The following is an 18,083-nucleotide window of genomic DNA, read 5'->3' as shown; positions in this document are numbered from 1 at the left end:
AGTTAGGCGAGCAGCAATCAACAAAGACTAATTAGCCTACCAATGTTTGATGTAAATATTCCGTAAGTCCATTCACTCGGAATATTTTGTGCTGCTTCTTGCTCAGACATTTACTCGCTTCCATCATATCAGTCTCGTAAAATAATGACCTACCGCAAGAAGCTAATCGAAGTCGCGTTACCACTGGAAGCAATTAACAAAGAATCTGCCAGAGAAAAGTCAATTAGGCATGGGCACCCTTCGACGCTACATTTATGGTGGGCGCGGCGGCCGCTAGCAACTTGTCGGGCAGTTTTGTTTTCATCTCTGGTAGATGATCCGTCAAGTCATCCTGATAAATTTCCCACAAAAGAGGCGCAAGATACAGAAAGAAAACGCCTGTTTGAAATTATCGAGGAATTAGTGAAGTGGGAAAATATCAATAATCAGGAAGTTTTAGGCGCAGCTAAAGCAGAAATTCTCAAATCAACAAATAATAATCCACCGCCTGTCCTAGACCCCTTTTGCGGTGGTGGTAGTATACCTTTGGAAGCGCAAAGATTGGGTTTGGAGGCGCATGGTAGTGATATTAATCCGGTGGCGGTTTTGATTACCAAAGCTTTGATTGAAATCCCACCCAAATTTGCAAATCAGCCTCCGGTTAACCCTGATTCTCGCAAAAACTCTCTGACTACTAAAAAATGGTTTGGGGCGCAGGGATTAGCTGAAGATGTTCGCTATTACGGGCAATGGATGCGGGATGAGGCTTTTAAGCGAATTGGGCATCTTTACCCAAAAGTGAATTTACCACAGGAGTATGGCGGTGGTAAAGCGACGGTTATTGCTTGGTTGTGGGCTAGAACAGTGAAATGCCCTAATCCTAGTTGTGGAATGCATACACCACTTTTAAGTTCTTTTATTCTTGGCTCTAAGAAGGGTAAAGAGGCGTATCTTATTCCTCATGTATTGAATGGACAGGTAGGGTTTAGTGTAAGCAATAAGCCAGCAAAGGAGTACCAAGACTCTAAGAAAGGTCTGAAGCGTGGAATTTCAGGGGTGTTTGAGTGTGTTGCTTGTAAGACAGTAACTACTAGAAATTATGTGTCTGAGGAAGGTAAGACAAAGCGTTTGGGGGTAATACAAACCGCAATTGTAGTTCAAAGTCAGCAAGGGAGATTATATCTTCCCGCCGATTTTTCACCTTGTCCATCTAATATGCCAGAGGTCGATATTTCAGGATTAAATGTGGAATTTTCGCCTAATCCTCGTGATGTCTGGTGTAGAAATTTTGGGCTTGATACACCAGCAGATTTATTTACCCCACGGCAGCTTATAGCACTAACCACTCTCAGCGACTTAGTAAGTAAAGCAAGAGAAAAGGTACTTGCCGATGCTATAAATACCGGAATCCCAGATAAAACTTTACCGCTTTGTGAGAGTGGTAGAGATACTAAGGCTTATGCTGATGCTGTGGCGACTTATTTAGGGCTTGGTGTAAGTCGGAGCGCTAATACTATCTGCTCACTTGCAATTTGGTCACAAAGTAGAGACCAAAGTGTTAACGTATTTAGCCGACAGACTCTTCCAATGACCTGGGATTTCCCGGAAGTTAACCCATTTGCAGAAGCAGCAGGTGATTTTGGCGAAACAACTCAGTCAATGTCTAAAAGCATTGCATCATTACCTGCTAAAGGTAAATCATCAGTTTTACAAAAGGATGCTTGTGCTGAAAACACATTCATAAATCCAATTGTTATTTCTACCGATCCACCTTATTTTGACAATATAGGCTACGCTGACCTCTCTGACTTTTTTTATGTCTGGCTACGTTCTTCACTTGGAAAAATATATCCTGAGATTTTGAGTACATTACAAACACCAAAAGCACAGGAGTTAGTTGCTACTCCTTATCGCTTTGGGGGTGATAAGAAAAAAGCACAAGAATTTTTTGAGAAAGGATTAGGTAAAGCTTTTGCTCAAATGCGTAAAGTGGCACATTCTGATTATCCATTGACCATTTATTATGCTTTCAAACAGTCTGAAACAGATGAACAAGATGGAAATTGTCTTACGGCCATAGCATCTACAGGATGGGAAACCATGCTAGAAGGCTTAATTCAGGCAGGTTTTACCATTACTGGTACGTTGCCCATGCGAACCGAACGTCCTACAGGAGTTAAGGCAAAAATTAATGCCCTTGCTTCTTCTATTGCACTTGTCTGCCGACCTCGCCCAGAAACCGCACCATCTACAACCCGTCGCCAATTCGTCAACATCCTCAAACGCGAATTTCCTGATGCTCTGCAAAAACTGCAACAAGGCAACATTGCTCCCGTAGACTTGGCACAAGCCAGTATTGGCCCAGGGATGGCTATTTATTCCCGCTACAGTAAAGTATTGGAATCAGACGGCACACCAATGCCTGTTCGCACAGCCTTGCAACTAATTAACCAAACCTTAGATGAGTTCCTCGCCGAACAAGAAGGAGAATTTGACGCTGAAACCCGCTTTGCTTTGATTTGGTATGAACAGCATACCTTTAATGAAGGTTTATTTGGCGATGCTGAAACCCTCTCCAAAGCTAAGAATACAGCAGTAAACGGCTTGGTAGACGCTGGCATCCTCACAGCCAAAGTGGGTAAAGTGCGACTATTGCGCCGCGACGAATTAGCCAAAAATTGGAATCCCCAAACCGATAACCGCCTCACGGTCTGGGAAGCCACACAACACATGATTCGGGAATTGCAAGACGGTGCTGGAAATCAAGGTGCTGCAAATTTGCTATCTCAACTGGGAACCATAGGAGAAGCAGCAAGGGAATTAGCTTATCGGCTGTATAACATTTGCGACAGAAAAGGCTGGGCTGCTGAAGGTGTCGCTTACAACAGCTTAGTGATTTCCTGGCCAGAAATTTCTCGCCTCGCTGCTGAAACCGAAGAATCGACTCCCTTACAAATGGCTTTACTTTAATTATTTTCGACTCTCGTTATTAGCCTCAGCCTATTAACACATTCTGGGTGGCTCTAACGCCCAGAGTAGATGTAGCGATCGTGAGGCAGCAGCCCTGAGTTCAAAGAAAAACTAGTATAAAAAATCTATGTCCGTAAGTAACCGCGAACGAGTTGGCAGGGTGCTAGACCTTTTGAGAGATGGCTTATATCCTTTTGTAGAAAGGGAAATGCGTTCCATTTATGGTGATAAGTGGGTAGTTGCCGCTACACCTTTTGTTCCAGAAGACCACAGCCTAAGACGTAATGTCCAGCAAATTCTCAAGCAGGACGAATCAGCACTGCTGAAACTCATGTCTAATCAGTGGCGTGAGGTGTTCAAAAAGACTCTGGGCAATGCAGAAAGAAGCTTGGTTGGGGAATTAATTGACACCCGCAACTCTTGGGCGCACAACAAGCCACTCTCTACAGATGATGCCTATCGCGCTCTTGATAGCGTATCGCGGTTACTTTCTGCTTTTTCTGCACCAGAAGCAGATGAAGTTGATAAACAAAAACAAGAACTTTTGCGGCTACGCTTTACAGAACAAGCCCGTCGTGAAACTCGTCGTGCTACTCTCCAACCCCTAGAAGGCAATCCTGTAGGCGGTTTAAAACCCTGGCGAGAAATTGTTACACCTCACCCAGATGTTGCCTCTGGTAGCTACCAACAAGCAGAATTTGCTGCTGACCTTTGGCAAGTTTATTTAGATGAAGGTTCCGACGAATACCGCATACCTACAGAGTTTTTTAGTCGTACTTTTCTCACCGAAGGGCTAAAGCAACTGCTCACAAATGCCTTGCTACGCCTTGCTAGCAATCAAGGCGACCCCGTTATCGAACTTCAAACTAACTTTGGTGGCGGCAAAACCCACGCGATGCTGGCACTATACCACCTGTTTATGGGAGTTCCCGCATCCAAGTTACCCGGATTGGAACCAGTGCTGGAAGCGGCAAATGTTTTACCTCCGCCAAAAGTTAACACAGCAGTGCTGGTAGGAAATAAAATTTCTCCCGGTCAGCCTCAACCTAAAAAAGATGGCACATTTGTCCGCACACTCTGGGGTGAATTAGCTTGGCAACTGGGCGGTAGGGAAGCCTACGATATGATTCGAGAAGCAGATGAAACTTCAACGAACCCTGGTGATACCCTACGGCTCGTGTTTAACCGCTATGCACCCTGCCTAATTTTAATTGATGAATGGGTAGCTTATGCGCGACAGCTTCACGAAGTAAACGACCTTCCAGGGGGTAGTTTTGACACTCACTTTACCTTTGCCCAGACTTTGAGTGAGTCAGCAAAAAATGCTAACCAAACGCTGTTGGTCGTGAGTATCCCTGCATCTGATAATGAGATTGGAGGCGATCGCGGTAAAGCAGCCTTAAGTAGACTCAAAAATGCTATTGGCAGAGTTGAATCTCCTTGGCGGCCAGCAAGTGCCGATGAAAGCTTTGAAATTGTGCGGCGGCGGCTGTTTCAACCCATCACGGAAGAAAATGGCTTTATTGCCCGTGATGCCATCATCCGTGCCTTTGCAGAAATGTACCAAAACCAATCTCAGGAATTTCCTAGTGAATGCCGAGAAGCTACTTATAAACGACGGCTAGAAAATGCTTATCCTATCCATCCAGAACTATTTGACCGACTTTATAATGACTGGTCAACTCTCGACAAATTCCAACGCACGCGGGGTGTGCTGCGACTGATGGCAAAGGTGATTCATTCACTTTGGGAAGGACAGGACAAGAGTTTGTTAATCATGCCTGCTAGCGTACCAATGGATGATGGACAGGTACAAACAGAATTGACTCGCTACCTGGAAGATAACTGGGTGCCAGTCATTGAAAAAGATGTAGATGGATATAATTCTCTACCATTAGCGTGCGATCGCCAAAACCCGAATTTAGGACGTTACTCTGCCTGTCGCCGCGTTGCTCGGACGATTTACCTTGGTTCTGCTCCTACTCTAAGAGCAGCCAATCGCGGTGTAGAAGATCATCGGATCAAGTTAGGGTGTGTTCAACCAGGGGAAAGTGCAGCAACTTTTGGCGACGCTTTGCGCCGACTTACCGACCAGTCCACACATCTTTATGTCGATAGCACTCGTTACTGGTTCTCAACTCAGCCTAGTGTCACCAGACTTGCCCAAGACCGAGCCGAGCAAATCCAACAGGATCAGGATAAAGTTTGGGATGAAATCATTCTCCGATTAAAGGCTGATAAGCAGCGCGGTGAGTTTGCTGGAGTACATATTGCACCCGACTCCTCCGCAGATATTCCTGATGAAATGGCCGTAAGGCTGGTTGTTATGGGGCCACAACATCCCCATAAAAATAAGGAAAGCGAAACCCAAGCCCGCACTAGAGCCGAAGAAATACTAAACCAAAAGGGGGCCAGTCCTCGGTACTGCAAAAATATGTTGCTGTTCCTGGCACCAGACAAAGCAAAACTGGAGCTATTAGAACAATCTGTTTGCCAATACCTCGCCTGGAATTCGATTATTCGTGATAAAGAAGCCTTAAACTTAGATGTTTTTCAAAGCAATCAGGCGACGACTAAACAACAGCAAACCGACAAAGATGTAAAAAGTTTAATTCAGGAAGCTTACATCTGGTTGTTAGTGCCAATGCAACCCGACCCCCAAGGAGAGATTGAATGGCAAGAAATTCGATTGCAAAAGCAAGACTCTCCTATTGTGCAAGCAAGTCGCAAAGCAGTTCATGAAGAACATTTGATTGCTAACTATGCTGCTAGTCGCCTGCGCCTGGAAGCTCTCGATCCATATCTCTGGCGCGATGTAAACCACCTTGACCTTAAAAAGTTGTGGGAATACTTAGCGTACTACCTTTACCTGCCACGCATCAAAAATCAACAAGTGCTATTACAAGCGATCGCAGAAGGAGTTGCAGCGTTACTGTGGAATGAAAACTTTGCTTATGCCACTGGCTGGGATGAATCCAAAGGACGTTATCTTGGTTTGAAAGCAGCTGAACACATTACCGTAACCCTTAGCAGTCAAAATCTGATAGTTAAGCCAGAAGTAGCGCAACGCCAAATTGAGGCAGATGCTGCTGCTAAAGTAACTCCACCAGTAACTCCACCATCAGTTAAAGAAAAAACAGGAAGCTACAAGATTGAAAAAGAAAAAACTATTGACATTGTAATAACAGATAATGCTTCCTCTGCTGTCATAGTTCCACCAAAACGTTTCTATGGTTCAGTCAAATTGGACGCATTGCGGCTAAGACGTGACGTAGGACAGATAGCAGACGAGGTTATTCAACACCTCAGTAGCTTAGTAGATGCTGAAGTAGAAATTACCTTGGAACTTCATGTTACTGTCCCTGAAGGAGTGCCAGAGAACGTGATTCGCACAGTCAGCGAGAATTGTCGGGTTCTCAAATTTAGTAATCAGGGATTTGAACAAGAATGAAGTTGAGGTAGATAAACTTGTTAGATAGTAATGAGGTAAAGCATTACGTCACTCTCAAGACTTGTCAACGGCTTACTGGTGGCGGATGTAGCTTATAAGTCAATATTCTTCTTATTACTTAGAGACGTATTAAATCCACGTCTCTTTCTTATTTGGAGCTTTTGATCAACAGAACTATCATAAACAAAGTGTTATTAACTTAATTTGAATTTAGAGAATCTACCCGTAGCCCTTGCTGTTTACTTTTATATACTTTCACTTGGAACAAAACTCAGGGTTTGCTCAATTGATTTCAACGCTGATTGAATATCTCCACTCAGCGCATCTGCCTCAACTTTAATTACAGAGACACCTTTCCCAATTTCCGTCAGAGATTTTTTTATAGTTCTGATTCGTCCCAAAGCTGTGCGGATCTGCTGAATTTGTTGTTCAACAGCAGTTACATCCAGTTCTGATTCAAAGCTACGTAATTTATTTAACCTTTGTTGGATCACCAAAAAGCGGATAGCAATAATTAAAAATGGATGAGTTGTGGCAATCCAATAACCGGACTCAGAAACTCCCTCTGCCCAATCACCAATTTCCTGCGCTAATCCCTCACGGGAATAACTTAAAAAAATTGCCGAATTTGCAGAACGCCGCACCATTGCTGACTGTAAATGTTGAGTGATTGCTTGGCGACCAAAAGGTTTTGAAGGTCGTTTCCTAGCTTCAATGACTATTGACAGTTCAATGACAGCTAACGATTTACTGGTGAACTTTAGGAGAATATCGCCAGTATCCCCATCACGACCAATATGCTCCACCTCTACTCCACTCAACTTTGACCAATTTCGTAGTTCGACAACGACTAATTCTTCATAGTTGATGCCTTTTGTAGTTGTCTGCTCAAGTACTTGTTGTGTCACCTGTTGATCTCGAATTTCTCTGGTCAGCTTTTCTACTTGTTCGGTTAATGGTTTGACAGACTCAGAAACCACATCTTTAACTGCCGCAGCCAGAGTACCATTTTCCTTAGTGGCATTTACTAATGCTGCTTTAAATGCCCCCTGAATAGAATCAGAACGTTTCGCATCTAATAGTTGACGTAATGAAGAGAGAAAGCGGCCAACAACAGAAGTTTCTCTAGCAGGGTCAATTTCGTGTGTAAGCAAAGTGCCGACGCTATTGAGTTTTTCAGTGAGGATGGCTGAGGTCAGATTAATTTGATTTTGTAGTGGAGCTAATAATTGACCATTCTCTGTCCCTACTTGATTAATTAATTCCTGCTGGAAAGACTCTGCAATTACCTTGACTGCCTGCTGAAACTCCACCAACAAGGATTCCATCTGCTGCTTAATTAATTCGTTGCCATGACGAGTTTGAGCAGTTTGCAAGCAAAGAAATCCTAACTCAAAAGCATCCCGGCAAATATCCTCGTATTCTGACTGGGGAAATTGTTGTAAGTAGCTGATTGCATTTTTGAGAGGGATTGCCATGCGATGAATCAGAACATGGCTTTGGGTCAATTCAATACTGGAGGACAAGTAATAGGAATCATTGGTGGAGCGGTTCATGGAGCAGTGGATAGGCAGGTGACGATAAATTGCACCCTACTACCTATTTTTTATGTCAGTCAAGGTGATGAAGAAAAGTTTTGTCAATTTGCAAAAACTGAAGGATTAATTTGGTGGTGGTGAATTATGCCACTGTTCCAACAGAGGATTAATTACTTCGGCGTTGGCCAAAAGAAAATCAGCCACAGCCATAATTCTCTGGTAAGGTAATCCAGCTTCTCGGCGGCTGGCTTGTCCACCCAACCAGTGATAAGCCGTAGATTTAGAGATGGCACAGATTTTTGCTAGTTCTTCGTAACCCAATCCCCAACGATAGCTAAAATCTTGGGGGGACATGAACATTTGGTTGTGCAATTCTAGCAACTGCTGATGTTGTTGCGCTTCAGACATGATTGCGCTGAAGCCCTTCCAAGGATGAGTTATCTAGGGGTTCGATATCTTCGTCGAAAGCGAAGTCGCAGGTACAAATTTTACGAGAGGGGCTGCGCTCATCTAAAAGAACCAAGTAATGTAAGCCAGTGGCAATGCAACTGGCTTGTTGGGTGTATATGACTCCAATAATGCGGCCAAAATCGCCGTTGGGTACTTGAAACCAGCGCACCCAGTCACCGAGATGAAATTTCTGGTGGGGTAATTCGCTGGGAATTACTTCTGGCATCGCTACTGGCGGAATCTGAGGAAATGTATTGGTCATATTTATTGCGGATAGCGTTGCACCAATATTTTTAAATTAACATATAGTGTGCAAAACTAAATTTATTGTGTATAGATTAATTGTCCACACTCCCTCACGATGGTTCTGTGAGGCAAAAAAACCCAGATCCAGATATTGAATATCGCTTTGGCAAAGCTATTAGACGGCGGCGACGAGAATTAGACCTTTCTCAAGAAGAGTTAGCTGAAAGGGCTGGTCTTCATCGCAATTACATTTCCAGTATCGAAACAGGGACTCGTAATCCTTCACTGAAAAACATAGAAAAGCTGTCACAGGCGCTGAACATATCTATTTCTGCTTTTTTTGCAGATTACGGCATTGAAGCAGAGAGTGAGTAAAACTGGGATTTTTAAGCGTTGTAGCACTACACTCAACAACTCATGGAAGGCGTATCCGAGCCAGGAGACTGGTTAGAAATTTGACGTTGCAAATAATGTTAAAAAAGATTTTTAGTGATTACTCTTGGTGATGCAGGGGTGTGATCGCCATTCCTTACGCTTGCTGTCGGAGCGTCCTAACTGTGGGGCAAGGTTTAAGGTTCCAGCGTTGTGGCTGGATGGTTGCTGTCAAAGGTATTTTATGAATTTTGTAGAGATGGCAAAGTATCAAAAAGCTGTTTAGTTTTTTTATTAGTCCCATTCATTTGCACGCTAATTATTATGATAAATACAAGTAGAAATAATCAAAAAGTTCTCTTTCAGTAAATTGCCTTTGAACTACGGCAATGTTAATCATATAAATCCCAATATTTTAAATGCTTTAGTTTCCCACTCGGCATAACACTCTGGACAAGTCAGGAGAATATGAGCTGCCCGATTGAGAATGTCTTCTAGCGAGGCATCTAGCGGAATTTCCAGAATTTGACCATTGTCCGGTAACGGAACTTCATAGCGATGCGAATTTGGCAGAAAATTCTGAATATTAGAAATAGCGGCTTCTACTATAAGGTCTAATAAGGCATCTGAACATATCAAGTTAAAATCATACGCTTGGGTATAAGCTTTTGTATAGTTCTCCCAGGCGCAGTGTATTGTAATTACACTCTGTTCGCTTTGTTGAGTAGGAGTCAGCGACTTATAGCAAGCATATACTCGTGCTGACAAAGGTGGATGCTCGTCCCTAAAATCAACATCAAATGGCTCTCGACCAGACCGAAGCCCCATATCAACACATGAGACGTAGTGAGCCACTCCACAAGCGAAAGTGCCAAAGATGTCACAGAAAATTTCATTTAATCTGTCTGTATCCCAATACTGTACTGCTTCATCGATTTTACGATTACGTTCAAATTTTTGGTCAGAAGTCATTGGTCCAGACTTCTGGCGTAACTCATAGAAGTACGAGTAAACTACTTTATCGAGCTTCTTAGCAATTTCCTTAAAATTCTGGAAAACATCATGTCCTAGCTCATGATAAAGTCCAGGCATTTCCAATAGTGAAACTGCCTGCTGTGGTGGTGAAATAATTAGTGGAGCCTCTGGTGGAGTTGGAAGAGTAGCGAGTGGACCATCCAGATTTACAGCAATATCCTTGAGCCAAAAAAGACCACATTGCTTTGCGCTTAAGAGGAGAAGTTTTCTTAAAGCTAAGTCAGCTTGACTTTCCTTCTGAAGTGCTGGTAAGTAATGATAGTTAATGATAAAAGTAGAAAATTCAATGTCATGCACAATTGGAAGCGCTCTAGAAAGCAGCCTTGAATGACCAATTTTTACAATTGACTGAAGGCGTTGGTGAAGAGTCTGTGCATCTTTTAGCTGCCCTTGGAGATAATTTACCAACCATTGATGTTCTATTTTTTTACTTCCAAGAGCCTGAAGCTCTTTATCAAGCCTAAACAAAACAACTGCGTATTCAGCGGTCTTTGCTTTGAGATACTCCAAATTTGCCATAGCTTATCGGGAATAAAGGCGCTGGAGGTCTTCAGCAAACTGGCTATCTAAAAGTGAGAGAATGTCTTCTAGAATTGGCATATCTGCATCTCTTAGTTGCTCGGAAGCTTGTAATCTTAAGCCAAGTTTTTCGAGATCCTGCTGCCAGTCTTGTAGAGGCTTCTTGTGATTCTTAATCCGATTGACAAGCACCTGAATATCTGTCGGGATGGCGCTATCTTCTTTTAGTGTTGCTTCCAGACGAATAACAAAATTGTGAAGGATTTGTCGGCTACTCAATACATCTTCATCTGAAAAACCCAGGTCAACAGTTTTGCCCAGGGCTTCAGCCTCTAACGCCAGTAGAGCTGAGTTAAGTTCACGTAGCAGTTGCTGCTCACGCTCAAGATGTCCAGATACGAACCCTAACTTGCTCATAATATCACTTTATCCTTATTAAGGATTGTATCATCCAAAATCATCAGATTCAATTTCTTGTAACTCTTCGTTATCTTCCTCCTCAACTTGTGGACGGAACGTTTCGCGCAGAGCTTGATCTGTCCACCGTATCGTTACTGGAAGTCCAATCTCGATGTTTGGTGCGTTCCAATTCAGGTGTGTAAGATAATACGTATCTTCAGCAATATCTTGGGTATTAAATTCACCGATGGTTTCCACAACTTCCAAGAGCAAATTGTTGGCTGTTTTACCACGCGAACTATCATCCCATGCCCCTGGTCTGCCCGTAGTGGTTAAGATAATTCTTTGTGAATCTAAAATTAAGTAAGTCCCAAAGAGCGCATTTTGCAAATATTCTCTGGAATTTCCCTCTACCACAGTAAACAAGCGTACAGGTAAGTGACTCTTGCGAATTTCTACGACGGCACAGCGAAAATCTTTTGGTAAAATATCCTCCTTTTTCAGGCGTGCTACTGTTTCTTGAAGCGCGGAGCTTTCACTGGACCACCACCGACCATCACGATGGATAATAATGCTGTTGATTTGATGATGGTCTTTAACGATAGACCGAATAGTTTCCTCAAGACGATTGCGTAACTCTGGCTTCTTGATAGCTTCCTGCATCCGCCCTCTCAAGGTAGAGTTCCCAAAGTATTGTTGGATTAATCTTCCACCTGTTCCGTAGAGAAAATGATACCCAATCTTGCCAAACAGCAAATCAATACCAATGTGCAAATCGTGATGTAACGGATCTGCTATAACCCACGGCTGGATACCAGCTTCAGTTGATACCGCCAGAGCTAGATTCTGTAACTGACTCGTAGCCAATTGAGGATTATGCTTCCTTGCAATATTGCGGACTACTCTTTCGGTAACGCACTGTGACATAACAGGTCTAAGAACTTCCTTCAATTCACCATGTACACTTTCTAAGAAACGATCCCATAGAACAATAATTGCTAAAGATTTAGGATTGCTCGACCTTATCTCTGCCAGTATACGAAGCAAAGAGCTTCCCCGACGCTCATATTTTCCAATATCGTAATGTCGCTGCTGAATAATCTGAGGACGTTGCCCTGTCTGTTGTTCAATCTCTCTCTCTAAGTCTCGCACAAAAGTCTCACGAGTGTCCCGCTCCAATGTTTTTGGATAAAACAGGATTAAGTTAGGAATAGTCTCATTATGATATGCCCCATTTCTGTAAAGGGTTGATAGTTTACTTGATGCCCAACTCATAATCAACTTATCGAAGATATGATTTGTCTTAGGAGGAACCGAACCTTTAGGAAACGGCTTATGAATTTCACCTTTTCCAAACTCTAAGCGTGGAGGGATAAAAATGTTTCTTTCTCTTTTTAAATAGGGCTGCTGAATGGAAACTGGTATATCTTCATATTCCACTTCAGACAGTTCATTAAGGAAGGTTGAGATAGTATTGACTCGTTCATCTGGAGTCATCTGGGAACGAATTGAGCATTTCCGAATTCCTTCATATTCTGTTGTAAAAATAGGAAATAGACGTGAAATAGGTACTGCAATAGATGTTTCTTTTGTCCGATCTTGTACAAGAATGGCTGCTTCGTTGGAATGAACTGGGATATTGGGATAGCGAGAACAATAGTATTTGTATACAGTAGTTTTTTCTGGTAAATCGAAACTATACTCATTGATACTTTTTTCTGTATTTCCTGTGTAACGACAAGGGATTTTTACACCAATATTATCACGTAGGAAATAAGCTCTATCATCAGCCCGAATGCTTAAATCTATGTGCTGCTTTAAAATATCCTCCTTTTCCTCGTCTGTATAGTCCTGTAAAGATTTTTTGCCAACGTACTTTGTTCTTATATCAGCAGCTAAGTGAATTCCAACATCTTGCAATAAGACAACACCAAATTTTAGTCCACGGTAAGCATTAACAATATCTTTTTCTACTCCTTCGTTCTCAGGAAATTGACGGAAAAATAGTGTCCAATCTGAACGCCAAAATTTATATTCTAGAGCTTGAAATTTATCTGTAAAAGGTCTTTCTAACATTCTACAGATTAACTCTCTCTCACTTCCAAGAGCTTCTTCAATAGATACCTCAAAACTTTTGTCTGTTACTTCAATGTGATAAACCTTATCGGGTACATCAGTTATTTCAAAAATATTCCCTACAGCAGGGCTATTTCCATAAGGAATTAGAAATCCAGTTCCATCAAAACGTGTTGTAGGATAAACTGGGCAGCGTAATTCTTCGCGCCATAATCTGTCTGCCCATCTCTGAATTCTAATAGATTTATTATTATCTTGTGGGACTTTCTCGATCACTTTCAATAAACGAAAGCGGTAACGTGTCTTTTCTAGACCTACTAAGGGATATAGTGTTGCTGCAAGATGCAGAGTTTGTTCTAATTTATTCATACTTCCAGTAATCTTTGGCAAAGCTTTTTAAATTTACATTCCTGACAAGCTCTAACAGAGTTAGCAAAATCAAAATCTTCTATGGTCAATTTTAATTCGCCATCATTATTGAAGCGCATAACACGAGCAATACTACGACGGATCAAGGAAAGTGTATATTCCCGCTGTTCCATATCTATTTTAAATGTCTCATGCTTTACGGAATCACTTCCAAAATAAATTAAATGAGCCTCAATACTTTCCAAAGGATATTTTAAAGTCAAGTGTGGCCAGAGTTGGTAAACACGCATCTGGAATTCCGCTTGCGAAGTTCGCCCTGATGGTATTAATGAAGAAGTCCCAGTTTTCCAATCGAAAATCTTGAATTTGTTTTCTAGAGTAACAAAGGCTATATCTACTTTAGCTATGACCTGGACATTATCAATTATAAAACCTGGCGCGTGGGAACCGTAGATATTAGGTTCAATCCAGATTTGCTTTGCACCTTGAACTGCTTTCATAAGATCAGTCTGCTCTGCCCAATTAGTAAATCTGTTAACTAATAATTCGAGAAACTGGAGTATGTTCTTAGAGTTTTTACCTTCTACTTCTGCGTCATATTCATGCTCAAAAAGAGCTAATCCACCATCCTTATCAATTAAGTGTGGATTGCTACGAAAACTTCTACTCTCAGAAAATGCCCATTCCTGTTCCACCTTATTTTTTAAACTAGTAAGCCATGTTTTAGCTAGCAAAGATTCTCCCCGCTTAATTCGCTGAAGGGAGTTAGCCACTACTGTATGGAAAATATTTCCCTGCCACATAGGGATATTTGTTAGCTTTTTTAGAAATGCAATTTCCTTTAGTTTAGAATCTCGACTGTTAATTCTAGCAGATACAACATAATTGAAGTAGTATTGCCGTTCACAAGTATTTAAAACTTGATCGCGACTAACTGACCAGTTATTTTTCAATTTTCATACCTTCTTTTTAAATCAATAACTCTTGTGTGATTGAGTAGCGTGGTTGCTTCCTATAAAATAAAAATTTAAGCGTTTCTAAGCAACCAAATTCATTTTGTTAATTTATCAACTTCTATCTGGACTGAACTCATCAAGGGAGTATCCTACCCTACTAACCTGCTTACTACCCGTTGATAAATTTTATCCAGCCACACCGGAATCACAGGTTTACCTTCATCCAAAGAAGCGATCGCCTTTGTTCTGTCATACTCCACAAGCTCAAGTGATCGCTCCTGTGCTTCTGACAACAACATAAACCGTTTACCTTTACCTGAAGTAAATAACTCCGGTTCTTGGTCTTTCAGCTTTTTCAGCGTGGTGCTGGCTATGTCAAAACTTAACCCCACAGATAGCCAATATGACATTGCAGCCAGTTCTAGCAAATTAGACTTTGAGTAATAAATACTACGTCCTGTCCCAGTATCACTGATTACAGGAACAATCACCCCCCTCTCGCGCCAATACTGTAGCTGACGAAGGGTGCAGCCTGTGATTTCAGCAGCTTCTTTGCTTGTAAAAAATGTCTCCTGCATACAATTTATTTTACAGAAGACTTGTTTAATACATTTATGTTAGTATTAGACAGTATTGTTTTAAAGCAATGAGCCAAATCACTATTCAGTGTCGTCTTGTAGCCTCAGAATCATCACGCCACCAACTATGGAAGTTGATGGCAGAGCTAAATACGCCACTGATTAATGAACTATTGCATCAGGTAAATCAACACCCAGAGTTTGAGAGTTGGCGACAAAAGGGCAAACACCCCACTAGTATTGTCAAAGAACTCTGCAAACCTTTGAAAACTGACTCTCGCTTTATTGGTCAGCCTGGACGGTTTTACGCGAGTGCGATCGCATTGGTGAACTACATATATAAATCATGGTTTGCGCTAATTAAGCGATCGCAGTTCCAACTAGAAGGCAAAATTCGCTGGTTGGAAATGCTCAATAGTGATGTTGAATTGGTAGAAAGTAGTGGTGTCAGCTTAGATAGTCTTCGCACTAAAGCTGCTGAAATTTTGGCTCAATTTGCTTTACTCAATACTGCTGAAACTCAATCAACGAATGGGAAAAAACCTAAAAAGCGCAAAAAACCTCAAAATTCAGATAGCAACAGTTTATCAAAGAACTTATTTGAGTCCTATTTCAAGACAGAAAATAACTTGACTCGTTGTGCTATCAGCTATTTACTCAAAAATGGTTGCAAAATCAGCGAGAAAGAGGAAGACCCTAAAAAATTTGCTCAACGTCGCCGTAAAGTTGAAATTCAGATTGAACGCCTCAGAGAACAGCTAGAAACACGAATTCCCAAAGGTCGAGATTTAAACGATACTAAATGGCTTGCAACTCTTTTCACTGCTACTCACAACGTTCCAACCAATGAAGCCGAGGCAAAATCTTGGCAAGACAGTCTTTTAAGGCAATCTAGCAAAGTACCTTTCCCAGTAGCTTACGAAACCAACGAAGACATGACTTGGTTTAAAAACCAGTTTGGGCGCATCTGTATAAAATTAAGCGGTTTGAGTGAGCATACTTTTCAAGTGTATTGTGATTCTCGCCAACTTCACTGGTTTCAACGTTTCCTAGAAGATCAACAAATTAAGAAAAATAGCAAAAATCAACACTCCAGTAGCTTGTTCACCCTGCGTAGTGGGCGTATTGCTTGGCAAGAAGAAGAAGGCAAAGGCGATCCTTGGAAGGCTAACCACTTAACCCTCTACTGTTCTGTAGATACCCGCCTATGGACGACTGAAGGAACCAATCAAGTAAGAGAAGAGAAAGCCGAAGAAATCACTAAAACAATCACCAATACAAAAGCCAAAGGCAACCTCAATGAGAAACAGCAAGCTCACATAAAACGGAAAAACTCTACCTTAGACAGAATTAATAACCCTTTTCCTCGCCCCACGAAACCTTTATATAAAGGACAATCTCATATTCTTGTTGGTGTTAGCCTCGGTTTAGAAAAGCCTGCAACAGTAGCAATAGTAGACGGGACTACAGGTAAAGTCCTTACCTATCGCAGCATTAGACAACTACTTGGTGATAACTACAAACTGCTAAATCGACAGCGACAGCAAAAGCACTCTTTATCCCATCAAAGCCAAGTAGCTCAAACGCTTGCTGCACCAAATCAGTTTGGAGAATCGGAGTTAGGGGAATATATAGACAGATTAATAGCTCAAGAGATTGTGGCGAGCGCACAAACATATAAAGCTGGTAGTATTGTCCTCCCTAAGTTGGGCGATATGCGAGAACAAGTTCAAAGTGAGGTTCAAGCCAAAGCTGAACAAAAATCAGACTTAATAGAAGTTCAAAAAAAGTATGCCAAACAGTATCGAGTTAGTTTTCATGAGTGGAGTTATGGCAGATTGATTACAAACATTCAAAATCAAGCAAAAAAAGCTGGAATTGTTGTAGAGGAGGCAAAACAGTCAGTTAGAGGAAGCCCGCAAGAGAAAGCGAAAGAATTAGTGATCGCAGCTTACTATTCTCGCAAAATAAACTGATTGACAAAACACCGAACCTTGACAATAAAATAAGAAAATTCAACAGCGCCGCAGTTCATGCTTGTTAAAAGCCTCTGTGCTGTGTAAATTTGGGTTAGTTTGACTGCTGTTAAACAGTCTTGCTTTCTGACCCTGGTAGCTGCCCACCTTGATGCTGCTGTCCCTTGCGGACAGGAATAAGGTGCGCCCCCAGTAATAGAGGTGCGGGTTTACCGCAGTGGTGGCTACTGAATCACCTCCGACCAAGGAGGAACTCACCTTAATTATTTTTTGGCGACTCGAAGCGGGATCAATTTCCTTGGGGTTCTGCCAAAACTTTAAATCGCTTGTTTAATGAGGTTTATAGCCTTTAACGTGCCAGTTGATTTACTTTTTTAAGTATTAACTGACGGGCGATTTTGGGAGACGTGACAAAAATGCCTTCAGAACTATTGGTAAGTCAAGGGTTTGAAGCGCAGAGTTTCAACACCCCTCCCAACTAAAGGCGGGTTGAAAGTCAGGCCAGAATAATTGCAGACTTGGAAAATCAGGTTTCAACACCCCTCCCAACTAAAGGCGGGTTGAAAGGGCAGGGAGGGCTTTGATAGTCGGATTAGGACTACTGTTTCAACACACCTCTCAACTAAAGGCGGGTTGAAAGACTTTCAAATCTGGCATTCCTGAAAGTTCCAAAGGTTTCAACGCCCCTTCCAACTAGAGGCGGCTTGAAAAAATATATACCATCTTGTTCGTAAATTAGCTCTTTCTCGGTATTAGCATTACTTTAAAAGCTTTATCGACTTTTTGTGACTGGTTCTCAATTTCGATGCCAAGCTGACAGTTTTTAGGTGGGTTGAAAGGATAGAGCAACAGATTCTTTGTTTGGAAAGAATGACCTCTGGCTCTATTAGTGAATAATTAATCCGGTTATAAGTTAGATGCACAAGGATAATACTGCCATACTTATAAATATATAGCAGTATATAAATGTGACAGGTAATATGTTAACAGTGACATCAAGTAGTTAAATATGACATCAATCTGTTAACAGTGACAAATAATTAGTTAATCTACATTTAACGAGCGCGGAGGGATTTGAACCCCCGACCCACAGAACCGGAATCTGTTGCTCTATCCACTGAGCCACGCGCCCTTACTCTCCCCAATTATATCACGTCTATGATAAAATT

Annotated in this window: 13 protein-coding genes and 1 tRNA gene; 5 read left to right on the top strand and 9 right to left on the bottom strand. The window is 41.8% G+C overall.

Features of this window, described 5'->3' with window-relative positions; genetic code table 11:
* The first annotated feature begins 144 nt into the window (after positions 1–144).
* Positions 145–2,949: a DUF1156 domain-containing protein gene (locus RMZ43_RS08815; RefSeq protein ID WP_322653765.1), complete on the top strand. Its 2,805-nt coding sequence runs from the start codon at positions 145–147 to the stop codon at positions 2,947–2,949.
* A gap of 127 nt (positions 2,950–3,076) precedes the next feature.
* Positions 3,077–6,400, top strand: coding sequence for a Swt1 family HEPN domain-containing protein (locus RMZ43_RS08810; protein ID WP_322653764.1), 3,324 nt, complete (start codon positions 3,077–3,079; stop codon positions 6,398–6,400).
* Between the two features lie 245 nt (positions 6,401–6,645).
* Here RMZ43_RS08810 and RMZ43_RS08805 read toward each other — a convergent pair whose 3' ends face one another.
* On the bottom strand, positions 6,646–7,878 hold the full coding sequence (locus RMZ43_RS08805) for a hypothetical protein (protein WP_322653763.1): 1,233 nt from the start codon (positions 7,876–7,878) through the stop codon (positions 6,646–6,648).
* 3 nt (positions 7,879–7,881) lie between these two features.
* Here RMZ43_RS08805 and RMZ43_RS08800 point away from each other — a divergent pair, with 3 nt between their 5' ends.
* On the top strand, positions 7,882–8,079 hold the full coding sequence (locus RMZ43_RS08800; RefSeq protein ID WP_322653762.1) for a hypothetical protein: 198 nt from the start codon (positions 7,882–7,884) through the stop codon (positions 8,077–8,079).
* On the opposite strand, the gene RMZ43_RS08795 is transcribed toward RMZ43_RS08800, so the two are convergent.
* Together RMZ43_RS08795 and RMZ43_RS08790 are read right to left on the bottom strand one after the other, a co-directional pair.
* Entirely contained in the window at positions 8,062–8,346 is a 285-nt protein-coding gene (locus RMZ43_RS08795) for a helix-turn-helix domain-containing protein (protein ID WP_322653761.1), read from the bottom strand. The two genes, RMZ43_RS08800 and RMZ43_RS08795, sit on opposite strands and share 18 nt — an antisense overlap.
* The gene (locus tag RMZ43_RS08790; RefSeq protein ID WP_322653760.1) at positions 8,339–8,650 is read right to left on the bottom strand and encodes a hypothetical protein; all 312 of its coding nucleotides are present in this window, start codon (positions 8,648–8,650) and stop codon (positions 8,339–8,341) included. The genes RMZ43_RS08795 and RMZ43_RS08790 overlap by 8 nt, the downstream gene beginning before the upstream one ends.
* Before the next feature lie 80 nt (positions 8,651–8,730).
* Here RMZ43_RS08790 and RMZ43_RS08785 point away from each other — a divergent pair, with 80 nt between their 5' ends.
* Complete coding sequence (locus RMZ43_RS08785) at positions 8,731–9,009, top strand: helix-turn-helix domain-containing protein (RefSeq protein WP_416212438.1); 279 nt, start codon at positions 8,731–8,733, stop codon at positions 9,007–9,009.
* A gap of 393 nt (positions 9,010–9,402) precedes the next feature.
* Here RMZ43_RS08785 and RMZ43_RS08780 read toward each other — a convergent pair whose 3' ends face one another.
* The 5 genes from RMZ43_RS08780 to RMZ43_RS08760 all read right to left on the bottom strand — a co-directional run bounded on the left by RMZ43_RS08780 (position 9,403) and on the right by RMZ43_RS08760 (position 14,938).
* Positions 9,403–10,560 carry a hypothetical protein gene (locus RMZ43_RS08780; protein ID WP_322653759.1) on the bottom strand — a complete coding sequence of 386 codons (1,158 nt, stop codon included), beginning with the start codon at positions 10,558–10,560 and terminating at the stop codon, positions 9,403–9,405.
* 3 nt (positions 10,561–10,563) lie between these two features.
* The gene (locus tag RMZ43_RS08775; protein WP_322653758.1) at positions 10,564–10,977 is read right to left on the bottom strand and encodes a hypothetical protein; all 414 of its coding nucleotides are present in this window, start codon (positions 10,975–10,977) and stop codon (positions 10,564–10,566) included.
* Between the two features lie 30 nt (positions 10,978–11,007).
* Positions 11,008–13,404 carry a Piwi domain-containing protein gene (locus tag RMZ43_RS08770; RefSeq protein ID WP_322653757.1) on the bottom strand — a complete coding sequence of 799 codons (2,397 nt, stop codon included), beginning with the start codon at positions 13,402–13,404 and terminating at the stop codon, positions 11,008–11,010.
* Positions 13,401–14,357 (bottom strand): PD-(D/E)XK nuclease family protein, encoded by a 957-nt coding sequence (locus tag RMZ43_RS08765; protein ID WP_322653756.1) that lies wholly within the window; start codon positions 14,355–14,357, stop codon positions 13,401–13,403. The genes RMZ43_RS08770 and RMZ43_RS08765 overlap by 4 nt, the downstream gene beginning before the upstream one ends.
* 152 nt (positions 14,358–14,509) lie before the next feature.
* Positions 14,510–14,938 carry a MerR family transcriptional regulator gene (locus tag RMZ43_RS08760; RefSeq protein WP_322653755.1) on the bottom strand — a complete coding sequence of 143 codons (429 nt, stop codon included), beginning with the start codon at positions 14,936–14,938 and terminating at the stop codon, positions 14,510–14,512.
* A 68-nt stretch (positions 14,939–15,006) separates the two neighbouring features.
* Here RMZ43_RS08760 and cas12k point away from each other — a divergent pair, with 68 nt between their 5' ends.
* On the top strand, positions 15,007–16,914 hold the full coding sequence (cas12k, locus tag RMZ43_RS08755) for a type V CRISPR-associated protein Cas12k (protein ID WP_322653754.1): 1,908 nt from the start codon (positions 15,007–15,009) through the stop codon (positions 16,912–16,914).
* Positions 16,915–17,973: 1,059 nt separating this feature from the next.
* On the opposite strand, the gene RMZ43_RS08750 is transcribed toward cas12k, so the two are convergent.
* Positions 17,974–18,046 (bottom strand) — tRNA-Arg (locus RMZ43_RS08750).
* Between the last annotated feature and the right edge of the window lie 37 nt (positions 18,047–18,083).

Origin of the sequence: Nostoc sp. CmiVER01 (assembly GCF_034531135.2) — a bacterium.
In the GTDB taxonomy this organism is placed as follows: domain Bacteria; phylum Cyanobacteriota; class Cyanobacteriia; order Cyanobacteriales; family Nostocaceae; genus Nostoc.
Note: the sequence above shows the minus strand (reverse complement) of the source record. Positions and strands in the feature narration are given on the sequence as shown.

Excerpts from the sequence above, each read along its gene's own strand:
- RMZ43_RS08790 (WP_322653760.1), bottom strand. The coding sequence starts at position 8,650 with ATGACCAATACATTTCCTCAGATTCCGCCAGTAGCGATGCCAGAAGTA.
- RMZ43_RS08800 (WP_322653762.1), top strand. The coding sequence starts at position 7,882 with ATGAATCAGAACATGGCTTTGGGTCAATTCAATACTGGAGGACAAGTA.
- RMZ43_RS08775 (WP_322653758.1), bottom strand. The coding sequence starts at position 10,977 with ATGAGCAAGTTAGGGTTCGTATCTGGACATCTTGAGCGTGAGCAGCAA.
- RMZ43_RS08815 (WP_322653765.1), top strand. The coding sequence starts at position 145 with ATGACCTACCGCAAGAAGCTAATCGAAGTCGCGTTACCACTGGAAGCA.
- RMZ43_RS08805 (WP_322653763.1), bottom strand. The coding sequence starts at position 7,878 with ATGGCAATCCCTCTCAAAAATGCAATCAGCTACTTACAACAATTTCCC.
- cas12k (WP_322653754.1), top strand. The coding sequence starts at position 15,007 with ATGAGCCAAATCACTATTCAGTGTCGTCTTGTAGCCTCAGAATCATCA.
- RMZ43_RS08770 (WP_322653757.1), bottom strand. The coding sequence starts at position 13,404 with ATGAATAAATTAGAACAAACTCTGCATCTTGCAGCAACACTATATCCC.
- RMZ43_RS08780 (WP_322653759.1), bottom strand. The coding sequence starts at position 10,560 with ATGGCAAATTTGGAGTATCTCAAAGCAAAGACCGCTGAATACGCAGTT.
- RMZ43_RS08810 (WP_322653764.1), top strand. The coding sequence starts at position 3,077 with ATGTCCGTAAGTAACCGCGAACGAGTTGGCAGGGTGCTAGACCTTTTG.
- RMZ43_RS08795 (WP_322653761.1), bottom strand. The coding sequence starts at position 8,346 with ATGTCTGAAGCGCAACAACATCAGCAGTTGCTAGAATTGCACAACCAA.
- RMZ43_RS08760 (WP_322653755.1), bottom strand. The coding sequence starts at position 14,938 with ATGCAGGAGACATTTTTTACAAGCAAAGAAGCTGCTGAAATCACAGGC.